Origin of the sequence: Sphingomonas sp. PP-CC-3A-396 (genome assembly GCF_004343105.1) — a bacterium.
In the GTDB taxonomy this organism is placed as follows: Bacteria; Pseudomonadota; Alphaproteobacteria; order Sphingomonadales; family Sphingomonadaceae; genus Sphingomonas.
The window spans coordinates 307,000-318,302 of the sequence record NZ_SLYF01000003.1; the positions used below are offsets into that span (position 1 = coordinate 307,000).

General features: G+C 64.9%; 7 protein-coding genes. 4 read left to right on the top strand and 3 right to left on the bottom strand.

What is annotated here, in order from left to right; genetic code table 11:
* Position 1: 1 nt before the first annotated feature.
* Positions 2–2,149 (bottom strand): TonB-dependent receptor, encoded by a 2,148-nt coding sequence (locus C8J40_RS07570; RefSeq protein ID WP_132896477.1) that lies wholly within the window; start codon positions 2,147–2,149, stop codon positions 2–4.
* A 169-nt stretch (positions 2,150–2,318) separates the two neighbouring features.
* Here C8J40_RS07570 and C8J40_RS07575 point away from each other — a divergent pair, with 169 nt between their 5' ends.
* The 4 genes from C8J40_RS07575 (at position 2,319) to C8J40_RS07590 (ending at position 8,783) form a co-directional block, all read left to right on the top strand.
* A complete protein-coding gene (locus C8J40_RS07575) occupies positions 2,319–2,792 on the top strand; it encodes a nuclear transport factor 2 family protein (protein ID WP_132896478.1) in 474 nt (157 codons plus the stop codon).
* Between the two features lie 168 nt (positions 2,793–2,960).
* Positions 2,961–4,412, top strand: coding sequence for an NAD-dependent succinate-semialdehyde dehydrogenase (locus C8J40_RS07580; protein ID WP_132896479.1), 1,452 nt, complete (start codon positions 2,961–2,963; stop codon positions 4,410–4,412).
* A 657-nt stretch (positions 4,413–5,069) separates the two neighbouring features.
* The gene (locus tag C8J40_RS07585) at positions 5,070–7,775 is read left to right on the top strand and encodes a TonB-dependent receptor (protein WP_243693259.1); all 2,706 of its coding nucleotides are present in this window, start codon (positions 5,070–5,072) and stop codon (positions 7,773–7,775) included.
* 264 nt (positions 7,776–8,039) lie between these two features.
* On the top strand, positions 8,040–8,783 hold the full coding sequence (locus C8J40_RS07590; RefSeq protein ID WP_207901160.1) for a glutathione S-transferase N-terminal domain-containing protein: 744 nt from the start codon (positions 8,040–8,042) through the stop codon (positions 8,781–8,783).
* Between the two features lie 81 nt (positions 8,784–8,864).
* Here C8J40_RS07590 and C8J40_RS07595 read toward each other — a convergent pair whose 3' ends face one another.
* Positions 8,865–9,434, bottom strand: coding sequence for an ankyrin repeat domain-containing protein (locus tag C8J40_RS07595; RefSeq protein ID WP_132896481.1), 570 nt, complete (start codon positions 9,432–9,434; stop codon positions 8,865–8,867).
* Between the two features lie 67 nt (positions 9,435–9,501).
* The gene (locus tag C8J40_RS07600; protein WP_279432584.1) at positions 9,502–11,205 is read right to left on the bottom strand and encodes a catalase; all 1,704 of its coding nucleotides are present in this window, start codon (positions 11,203–11,205) and stop codon (positions 9,502–9,504) included.
* Between the last annotated feature and the right edge of the window lie 98 nt (positions 11,206–11,303).

Consider the following 11,303-nt stretch of genomic DNA (forward strand, 5'->3'; position numbering starts at 1 on the left):
CCTAGAACCTGACGTCCCAGCCGAGCGTGAAATTGCGGCCGCGCCCGGAGAAGAAATGCGCGTTGTCGGTCGGCCGCACCGTGTCGCTGTAATAATCGATGTAGAACTGGTCGAAGATGTTCTGCGCGCTCAACGTCAGCGCGCCGATCGGCAACGCGTAGCGTATCGATGCATCGGTGACCGTGTAGCCGCTGAAGTCGTTGGCGGCGGGCAGCCCGGCATATTTGCGCGCGAGGTAGAATTGTTGCTGGACGCGGGCGGACACCTTGCCGCGGACATAGCTGGCCGCAAGGTTCAGGCGATCGGGCGAGATGTTCGCGCCGTCGAGATCGATATCCACAGCGCCGTCGTCGTTCGAGTCCGTCCGCCCGACCAGATGCGCGAATCCGGTCGACAGCGTCAGCCCCGGTAGCGGCATCCGCGCCTCCAGATTGACCTCGATGCCCTGGATTTCGACACGCTGGCGTTGCGCTTCATACGCGCCGCCCGTGAACACCAGAACCTGTCCGCGCGTGCTGGTCGACCAGAAATAGGTCGCGCTCGCGTTCATCGGCCCGCGCTTCACCTCGACGCCGAGTTCGCGGTTGTTCGATACGATCGGCGCGATGTCGACATAGCTGTCGAGGTCTACCCCGTCGCGGTTGATCGCGCGCGAGATGCGGCCGACATCGGGCACGGTAAACCCTTGCGCATAGCTGCCATAGGCGCGGATGCCGGGGATCGGCTCGACGATGACGCCGCCGTTGAACAGCGCCTTGCTGAAGCTCGGACTACCGCCTGCGACCGCATGACTGCCGTACGAGGCGAGCGTGGTGTAGTCGTCGATGACGATCTTGACGTTCTCGTAGCGCGCGCCGCCGGCGATCCGGACGACCTTGTCGAACAGCGCGAGATTGACCTGCCCGAACGGTGCCAGGCTGCGGAAGTCGGCGGGTGGCACCCAGACGCGGTCGGTCGCGATCAGACGTTGTTCGGTACGGTCGTACAGCGCGTCGAAGCCGAGCGTTGCGGTCAGCGCCTCGAAGCCGGGGACGGCGCGCTCGTAGCTGAACTTGCCGCCATATTTGCGCGAGCGATTCTGCGACTGGTCGAACAACTGGCCGACGGGCGCGAGCCGAACGTCCTGGAACGTCGCGATCGGCGCGACCTCGCCGCCAAACGTGTCGCGCGACCGGTTGAAGAAGACCTGGGTCACGAGATTGCCACCCCAGAGATCGGGGTCGGTGAGCGACAGCGCTATGCTTTCAGTCCTGTTCTCGGCGGGATCGCCCGGCGGGGTGCCGCGCACCGACGTCGTCGGCAGGTTCGTGCGGAAATTACCGTTGCTGGCGATGTAATTGCCGCCGCCCTTCAGCTCGAAGCGATTGGCGATCAGGTCGATCCGCGCGGTATCGGTGAGTGCATAGCCGGCGCGCGCGAATACCGACCAGCTGCGCGAATCCTGCGTCTCGCCCTGCGTCAAGTCGGTACCGACACGGTTGCCGTGACCGTCGTAGAACGCACCGCGCTTGTCGTATGCGCCGCCCGCCATCACGTCGAAGCGTCCTGACTTCCACGCGAGCAGCCCGGCGACCTTGCCGCCATTGCCGTCGTCGCTGAAGCCGGTGTCGGTCGTCCCCTGCACCAGCGCGCGGCCCGACAGCCCTTCGGTGCGTGGCGGTTGCACGGTCACCTGGTTGACGATCCCGCCGGTGCCGCCGATCCCCTGCAGCGCGTTCGAGCCGTAGATCAGCTCGACCCGATCGATGAAGAACGGATCGATCGTAAAGCCGTCGCGCGATCCATCGCGCAGCGGCGTCGACTGCGGGATGCCGTTGATCGCATAGAGCGGCGAGCGCCCGCGCAACGTCTCGCCCGCGCCCGACAGCTTCTGTCGCGTCGGCGAGAAGGAGGGCGTCAGGTTCGAGACCGCATCGACCACCGATCCGCCGATCGCGACCTGCTGATCGAGCGCAGCACGGTCGATCACGTCGATCGTCAGCGGCAATGCGTTGGGCGGCAGGATGCTGCGCGTCGCACTGACGATGATGTCCGGCGAGGGTTGATCCTCGGTATCGCCTGGCGCCGAAACCGTAGCGACCTGCGCCGCCACCGGCGCCGTCGTGCCGATGATCGGCAGCGTCAATATCCCGAGAAGTCCGTACCGCATGATGTCCCCCGATTGCGGTTGCGCCCTAGCCGGGTCGGAACGCTAATGCAAATCGTTCGCACTTGACGTTTAAGGAGTGCAGTAATTTGTCTTTGTCGCCAGCTGGCGCTGTCGCTCGTGGTCGAGCAGGATATAACGTTCACCGGACACGAACTCGTTTGGAACCGTCATGACCAGCCTTCGCCTGCCGATACCTCCCTTCACCGCCGAAACCGCGACCCAGAAGGTCCGGGCGGCCGAGGATGGCTGGAATGGCCGCGATCCGTCGCGCGTCGCCAGCGCCTATACCGCCGACAGCGCATGGCGGAACCGGGACGTGTTCATTACCGGTCGCGACGCGATCACCGCGTTCCTTGCCGACAAATGGACCCGCGAGCAGGACTATCGCCTGATCAAGGAGCTATGGGCGTTCACCGACGACCGGATCGCGGTGCGCTTTGCCTATGAGTGGCACGACGACGCAGGAAACTGGTTCCGGTCCTATGGCAACGAGAACTGGGCATTCGCCGCGGACGGGCTCATGCGCGAACGGCACGCGAGCATCAACGACGTCGCGATCGCCCCGGACGGACGCCTGTTTCACTGGGATCGCGCGGGGGTTCGGCCAGCGGACCATCCCGGCCTTTCGGACCTGGGACTCTAGATCCGCGGGCGAGATCGCGCTCGACCGGTCGGGCGATTGCCACGCACGATCTCTTGATCGCGCAGCGGGGCTTATCGCGGCGCACCGGGACAACGACATCTGAGAACAGCGATATCCCAGAAGCAACATCATCGTTCAGCTACCTTCACGCCACAACGGAGACGATTCATGACGACGGCCTATGATACCAAGCTCGGTCTGTATATTGCCGGCGAATGGCTGAGCGGCGACGGTCGCGACACGCGCGACGTGCTCAATCCAGCGACCGGTTCGGGTCAGGCGGCCTTGCCGCTCGCCAATGCCGCGGACCTCGATCGCGCGCTCGAAGCGACGCAGCGCGGGTTCGTCACGTGGCGCGCGACGCCGCCCGAAAAGCGTGCGGCGATCCTGGTACGGACCGCGCAGCTGTTGCGCGAACGCGGCGATCATATCGCGCGCATCGCGACGCTGGAGCAGGGCAAGATCCAGGCCGAGGCGAAGGGCGAGGTCGCGTTCGCCGCAGCGCTGCTCGATTTTCACGCGGCCGAGGCGCAGCGGATCTATGGTCGAGTCCTGCCGCGCCCATCGGGGTCGCGCAGCCTGGTCCTGCACCAGCCGGTCGGGCCGGTCGCGGCGTTCTGCGCCTGGAATTTTCCGATCATGAACGTCGTGCGCAAGATCGCCCCCGCGGTCGCGGCCGGGTGCACGATCATCATCAAGCCATCGGAGGAAACCGCGGGTAGCGCGGTCGAGGTCATGCGCTGCTTCCAGGATGCCGGGTTGCCGGGCGACGTCGCGCAGTGCGTGTTCGGCGTACCCGACATGGTGTCGCGCCATCTGCTGGCCTCGCCGATTACGCGGAAGCTGAGCTTCACCGGATCGGTGCCGGTCGGCAAGGCGCTGATGAAGCTCGCGGCGGACACGATGATGCGGACGACGATGGAGCTTGGCGGGCATGGCCCGGTGCTGGTGTTCGACGATTGCGATCTCGACAAGACGCTCGACACGCTGGTCGCGCACAAGTTTCGCAATGCCGGGCAGGTCTGCGTCGCGCCGACGCGGTTCCACGTCCAGGACGGCATCTACGACCGGTTCGCCAAGGGCTTTGCCGAGCGGACGCGGACGCTGAAGATCGGCGACGGCATGGATGCGGCAAGCCAGATGGGTCCGATGGCCAATGCCCGCCGCCCCGATGCGATCGCCGAACTGGTCGGCGACGCGACCGGGCACGGTGCCAAGCTGCTGGCGGGCGGCGACTATGGTGGCGGCGACTATGGTGGAGGGGGCGGGTTCTTCTTCCAGCCGACGGTGCTGGGCGACGTTCCGCTGTCGGCGCGCGCGATGAACGAGGAGCCGTTCGGCCCGCTCGCGTTGCTCAGCCGGTTTGGGTCCGACGACGAGGCGATCGCTGAAGCCAACCGCCTGCCGTTCGGTCTGGCGGCCTATTGCTTCACCGAGAATGGCCGTCGCCAGAACCTGCTCGGCGACGCGATCGAGGCGGGGATGATCGCGATCAACAATGTCCGGCTGAGCTATCCCGACAGCCCGTTTGGCGGGGTGAAGGAAAGCGGCCACGGATCCGAGGACGGTCCCGAGGGCATCGCCGCGCATCTCGTCACCAAGGCCGTGCATATCAGCTGATCCGGACACGTCGTCCGGCCGCTGGCCTGATGATCTCGTAGCACGTCACGCCGCAGGGCTTTCCGTTCCAGGACGGAAAGCCCTACGTTTCTGCGCGCGTTCGGCGGCGATCGAAGGAGGTCCGCGGATCGGCGCACTTGCGTCTTCAAGGTCGCTCGTGCGGCTCGACCGCGCCTCTCCCGCGCGTCATCGCATGAGATAAAAATGCAACAAAACGGCAGAAGGAATGCCTTCTGCCGCATTTTCTATTGTCAAACCGGCCCCGCTATGGCGAATTGTTGCAATAATGTTTCCCGGTCCACGCGACCGGGAACCATCGGTTGTCGCCTTGGCCCGGGAAGGAAGGTTTGCGTTGCAGTCTGCCGTTCGTCCTCCCAGCCCGATGCCGTCCGCATGTGGTTCGATCAGGGCTCTCGTCCCTGTTCCACCCACCCATGCCGACAACGCCGCCAGTGTTCATCGCCGCGCGACCGTCGCGCTAGACCGTGCCCAGTTTGCCGTTTCGGCCGAGGGGCTCGCACCGCGCGCGCTGCCGCGCCGTGCCCGTCGCACCGAGTATAAAGACACTTGCAACCACGCCGAGCGCAATCGGCGGTCCAAAGCGAGGACGCGTTAGGGAAGGATCCTGAAAGCCACTTTTCAAGGGGGCTAAGGATAATGAAGTACACGACCTCAACCGTCGCCATGGCGGTCGCATTGGTATCCGGATCCCAGGCATATGCCTCGGAGCGCGCACCGCCGCAGGACGCCGTCCCCGCATCCGCGCAGGATACGGCACCGCAAGCCGTCGCGCCGGTCGAAGCCGAACCCGCTGGTGACATTCTCGTGCTGGGTACGCGCCGCACCGATCGCACGCTGGCAAATTCGGCCTCGCCGGTCGACATCATCAGTTCGGCCGACCTGACGACGCAGCCCGCCGCGAACATGATCGATGCGCTCAAGAACATCGTGCCTTCGTTCTATGCCGGGCAGAACTCGATCTCGGACGCGTCGACCTTCGTCCGCTCGCCGTCGCTGCGCGGTCTGTCGGGCGACCAGGTGCTCGTGATGCTGAACGGCAAGCGCTACAATCGTTCGGCGTTGGTGCAGGTCTATGGCGGCAGCGACACCGGGCTCGGCCGCGGTGCGCAGGGCCCCGACATTTCGGCGATCCCGTCGCTCGCGATCGGCAACCTGCAGGTGCTGCGCGAAGGCGCCACCGCGCAATATGGCTCGGATGCGATCGCCGGCGTGCTGAACTACGGGCTGCGCGAGGACCAAGGTATCGAACTGGTCGGACGCACCGGGCAATATTATGCGGGCGACGGCGAAAGCTATCAGATTGCGGGCAATGCCGGCATCAAGGGCGACTGGGGCTTCATCAACGCGACCGGCGAATATGTCGACGAGGGCCAGACCAGCCGTGGCCGGACCCGCCCGTCGGCGGCGAACTTCGCGCAGAACTTCCCCGAACTGGCGTCGCAGCTGCCCAATTACCCGCTGCCCGTGCAGATCTGGGGCAATTCGCCGTCGCACGGGTTCAAGTCGGTGCTCAACGCGGCGATCAACGTTACCCCCGACAGCAAGCTGTATTTCTTTGGCAACTACGCCGAGAACAAGGGTAACCAGAGCTTCAATTATCGCGCTTCGGTGAGCAGCACCGCGGTCGACACGAATGGCGTCGTGCGCAATCAGGGGGCCAATGGCGCGTTCAACAACACGTTCTTCCTGACCCCCTGCCCCGCTGGCAGCGCGACCTGCAAGGCGGGTGGCTTCGTGCGGGACGGCAACACCTTCAAGTTCAACCAGCTCTACCCCGCCGGCTTCACGCCGCGCTTCGTCGGCAAGACGCAGGAGCTCTACGGCGTGCTCGGCTACAAGGGGACCAGCGGCGACTTCAGCTACGACCTGTCGGGGACGCTGGCGCGCAACAAACTGTCGCTGTCGATGTATGACTCCGCCAACTTCTCCTACGGGCCGGCGACGCAGACGAGCTTCGACTTCGGGGACCTGATCCAGCGGGAAGTGAACTTCAACGCCGACTTCACCTATGCGGCCGAGGTCGGATTGGCGGCGCCGTTGACGATTTCGGCGGGCGGCGAATTCCGCAAGGAGACTTACGAGCAGACCGCGGGCGACCTGCAATCCTATGCCGCCGGTCCCTACGCCGTCGCGCAGCAGCTCTACACGCAGACCGCGCCGGGCGTGTACGTCGATTCGGGCACGACCGCGGCGCAAGGCGTCGGCGCCAGCGGCTATGCCGGCACCAGCGAGGCGACCGCGGGCAAGTTCGACCAGAAGGCCTATGCCGCCTATGTCGGTCTCGAAACCGATCTTACCGATGCGCTGACGGTCGGGGCAGCCGGTCGCTACGAGCATTACAACACGTTCGGCAGCGCCTGGGTTGGCAAGGTCAACGCGCTCTACAAGCTCGTCGAGGGTCTCTCGGTCCGCGGCAGCTTCGGCACCGGCTTCCATGCGCCATCGCCGGGCCAGTCGAACGTCTCGATCGTCACGACGTCGTTCAACAACGGCAACGCGTTCCAGGCGGGCACCTATCCGGTCGACAGCGCACCGGCGCAATATTACGGCGCGGAGGCCCTGACGCCGGAGAAATCGACCAACTATGGCGCCGGCGTCATCCTCGAGCCGGTCCGCGGCATGACGATCACGATCGACGGCTATCAGATCGATCTGCGCAACCGGATCGGGCTGACCTCGCCGTTCATCGTCGACGCGGCGGCGGTCGCCGCGCAGCCGGCGCTGCAAGCGGTCGGCGTCGATGGCCAAGTGCAGTATTTCACCAACGGCTTCAAGACGCAGACGCGCGGGGTCGACTTCGTCGGCACCTATCGTACCAAGTTCAGCGGAGCGATGCTCAACTTCTCGCTGGCCTACAACTACAACAACACGAAGCTCAAATCGTTCGACCAGCAGGTGATCGGGCTTGCCCAACGGATCGATGCCGAAAACCTGGCGCCGAAACATCGCCTGGTGGCAAACGCGAACTGGTCGTTGGGCAATCTGAGCTTCAACGTGCGTGAAAACTATTACAGCTCGTGGACCAGCGCGCAGGATTACGGGGTGACCGTCACCAAGGCGGCTACCGCGACGACGCCGGCGGAGGGGTACGCCAACCAACGGTTCGGCGACAAGTTCACCACCGATCTCGAACTGAGCTACATCTTCGCCGAGCATTTTACGCTGTCGATCGGAGCGCAGAATTTCACCGACGAGCATCCCGATCGCCTTGCGGCGAATTCGACGGTGCAGATCTATCCGCTGACCGGGGGCACGTCCGACGGTCAGGTCTATGCGCGGAACGGCGGACCGTTCGGGTTCAACGGCGGCTTCTATTACACCCGCTTGCGCATGAAATACTGATCCGGACAGGGGCGCTGGATGCGCCCCTTTTTGGCCAAACCGGTCCGTCTTGGCGGAGCATGCTTTGCGGCGTGCTCCGCCTTACCGATTCTGCTGTGGTTGAGCGCATCGGACTCCTCACGGACCGTCATCAGGCCGGCAAGGACCTGGCCGCACGGTTCGCACTAGGCATCTAGCAGACCAACCAAGTGGTAGATAGGCATTGACACGAGCGTGGTATGCGGACATTCAATGCGCTACCGATCACTTGGTAGGGATGAAACCTTGATTGCTCAGCTGCCCTCGACGCCCGCGACGACCCAATCAAACACGCCCGCGAAGCTTCGCCTGTTCACGTCGCCGTCCGCGTTCCCCAACCCGCAGCGTCTGCGCATCTTCCTGCACGAAAAGGGCATCGCCGACCGGTTCGACGAAACCGTCTACGACATGGCCCCGGTCGGCGAGCAACGGCAGTGGAAGCATCTGAAGATGAACCCCTGGGGCGAGACGCCGACGCTTGAACTGGCGGACGGCAGCTTCATCTCGGAGACCGCGGCGGTCGTGCGCTATCTCGACCAGGCGTTTCCGGGTCGGCGGATCATGGGCGAGACACCGGAAGACCAGGGTCTCGACACGATGTGGGACAATCGGATCTGGGTCCATATCCTCTACCGCATCACGACCGCGTTCCACGTCCTACACCAGGGTCTCGGCCCCAAGCTCGAACTGACCGCCAACGCCGCGTGGGGCGAGCATTGCCGTAAGGAGGCGCTGGCGCATACCGCGCTGGTGGACCGGCATCTGGCCGATGGCCGCGAGTGGCTGCTCGGGGGTGACGAACCCACGTTCTCGGATATCACGCTAGCGACCGCGATCGCGTTCTCGAAGTTCGAGGTGAACGCGATGCCGCTCGACGAGCGGTATGAGCATATCGATGCGTTCTGGCAGCGTTGGCAGCGCCGGCCGACGTTCCTCGCCGCCTATGCGGACCGGAGCAGCGGCGTGCCGGAACTCGACAACCGTCGCTAATCAACGCGCGGTCGGCGTCCCGCACGTGCCGATGACCGGCACGTGCGGTAGGGAATAGGGGCGGTTCGGAATGAGGGCGCCCTAGCGCTTCACCCGCACGGCCATCGGCGCATTGCCCTGATCGGCGGCGACCGAGCTTGCGGATCGACCCGCAGCGTCCTGGATCGTGCGGTCGGCGCCCGCCGCGAGGAGCATGTCGACCTGCCGCGTGCGGTTGAAGAGCGATGCCATCATCAGCGCGGTCTGCCCGGCATTGTTGCGCTTGTTGACGTCGCATCCCGCCTTCAGCAGCCGCGCCGCGATCGCGTCCTCACCCTTGAACGCGACGCCCATCTGCGCGGTGTTGCCCTGATCGCGGTCCGGGCGGCATGCGTTCGCCCCCTTGGCGATCAGCGCATCGACGGTCGCCGCCTGCCCGTTATACGCGGCCAGGATCAACGGCGTGAAACCGCGATCGTCATACGCATTGATATCCGCACCAAACTTGAGCAGCGGATCGATCATGTCGACGCGACCAAGCCGGGCGGCGTCGAACATCAGTTGCTGGCGGCGTTCGGGCGATGGCGCGACCACCGCAGGTGATGCCGGGCGGTCGGCGGGCGCGACTTGCGGCGTCGCGACGGCGGCCAGCGCCGCAAAGAATATCAGCATCGTCAGTCTCGTTTCTTGAAAGCAGAATAGAGGGGGCACGGATCACGCCGCACCCCCTGCCCGCTTCTCAGCGGCGCGAAGTCTGCGCCGGGTTGGCGGTGCGGTACTCTGCGACAGCGCGCGACACGTCCGCCATCGGCAAGTTGACCGCGATCGCTAGACGCGTGCCGAAGTCCGGATCCGCCTGGTAGAAATAGCTGACCATGATCGTCTTCGTCCGCGCCGACGTGACGACGTTCAGGTCGCCCGCCAGATTGGTGACGAGGTCGGTCCGATCCTGCGGCTTCAGCGCGCTGTAGAAATCGCCAGCCTGGGCGAAGTTGTTGGTCTTCGCGATCGGCTTGGCGTCGACCGTCGCATCGACCGCGTAGGTCGAGGCGCGGTAGCGGGCGTCGGTCGACTTCGCGGCGGTTGCGGCCGGGAAATAATTGACGTCCGAGGTCCGCGTGGCGTGATCGAGCTGACCGTCCTGGTTGTTGTTGACGACGCTGGCGAGAGGCCGGTTGACGGGCAGCTGCATGACGTTGGCGCCGATGCGGTGACGCTGCGTATCCGAATAGGAGAACAGCCGGCCCTGAAGCATGCGGTCGGGCGACGCCTCGATCCCCGGCACCATGTTGGCGGGCGCGAACGCAGACTGCTCGGTGAACTCGAAGAAGTTGGTCGGCACCTTGTTGAGTGTCATCTCGCCGATCTTGCGGAACGGCACGCCCAGCCACTCCTTGGTGTCGTCGAACGGATTATAGTCGAGCTTGGCGAACTCGGATGGCTTCATCGTCTGCACCATCAGGTCCCAAGTCGGGAAGTCACCCTTGGCGATCTCGCCGTAGAGATCGTCGGTGAGGTAGTTCCACGACGCGGTCGCGACCTGTGCGCCGTTGAGGTTCTTCACGCCCTGGCGGCTGATCCACCGGAACTTGGCGAACACGGTTTCGCCCTTCGCATTGACCAGCTTGAACGCGTGGACGCCGTTGCCGTCCATCGTCCGGTACGACGCGGGCGTGCCGAGGTTCGAATAGACGTGAGCGAGCATGTTGGTCGCCTCGGGCGTGGCCGAGAAGAAGTCGAAGAAGCGGTTGGGGTCCTGCTTGTTGGTGACCGGCGAGGGCTTCAGCGCGTGGATCATGTCCGGAAACTGGATCGCGTCACGGATGAAGAAGATCGGCAGGTTGTTGCCGACAAGGTCCCAATTACCCTGATCGGTGTAGAACTTGGTCGCGAAGCCGCGTGGGTCGCGCATGCCCTCGGGGCTACCCGACGGGTGGATCACGGTCGAGAAGCGGACGAACACAGGCGTCTGCTTGCCGTTCGCGAACAGCGATGCGCTGGTGATGTTCGAGATATCGGCGGTCGCGGTGAACACGCCGTGCGCGCCGGTGCCGCGCGCATGGACGACGCGTTCGGGCTCACGCTCGCGGTCGAACCGGGCGAGCTTCTCGATCAGCGTGGTGTCTTCGAGCAGCACCGGGCCAAGATCGCCAGCTGCCTTCGAGTTACGGTTCTCGCCGATCGGCGCACCATTGTCCCGGGTCATCTGCAGGGTCGAGGCGCTGCCTGCATCGCCCTTCGCATCGACCGTTCCTGCGACGCCCGCTTGCGCGAGCGCGGGCTTGCCGGCGCTGACCGGCGCGGCCGCGGTGGTCATGCGGGTCTCGGCCTGCGTGTCGGCTGGCGTCATCGTCTGCGCGGCAACCGGCTGGATGAGCGCGCTGGGCGAGGCTGCGACGAGCAGCATCGCCGCCATCGCCTGACGGCTGTTCAAGTTCTTCATCGGGACCCTTTGTCTGTGCTCGCGACTATGGACGCGTGCCCGCACGGAACGTGCGGCTAGCCGCGGTCCCTGGTCGAACGATGCCCGCTTTCGAAACG

What these genes read in the sequence shown, in the direction of transcription:
- C8J40_RS07570 (WP_132896477.1), bottom strand. Translation starts at nt 2,149, where the DNA reads ATGCGGTACGGACTTCTCGGGATATTGACGCTGCCGATCATCGGCACG.
- C8J40_RS07575 (WP_132896478.1), top strand. Translation starts at nt 2,319, where the DNA reads ATGACCAGCCTTCGCCTGCCGATACCTCCCTTCACCGCCGAAACCGCG.
- C8J40_RS07580 (WP_132896479.1), top strand. Translation starts at nt 2,961, where the DNA reads ATGACGACGGCCTATGATACCAAGCTCGGTCTGTATATTGCCGGCGAA.
- C8J40_RS07585 (WP_243693259.1), top strand. Translation starts at nt 5,070, where the DNA reads ATGAAGTACACGACCTCAACCGTCGCCATGGCGGTCGCATTGGTATCC.
- C8J40_RS07595 (WP_132896481.1), bottom strand. Translation starts at nt 9,434, where the DNA reads ATGCTGATATTCTTTGCGGCGCTGGCCGCCGTCGCGACGCCGCAAGTC.
- C8J40_RS07600 (WP_279432584.1), bottom strand. Translation starts at nt 11,205, where the DNA reads ATGAAGAACTTGAACAGCCGTCAGGCGATGGCGGCGATGCTGCTCGTC.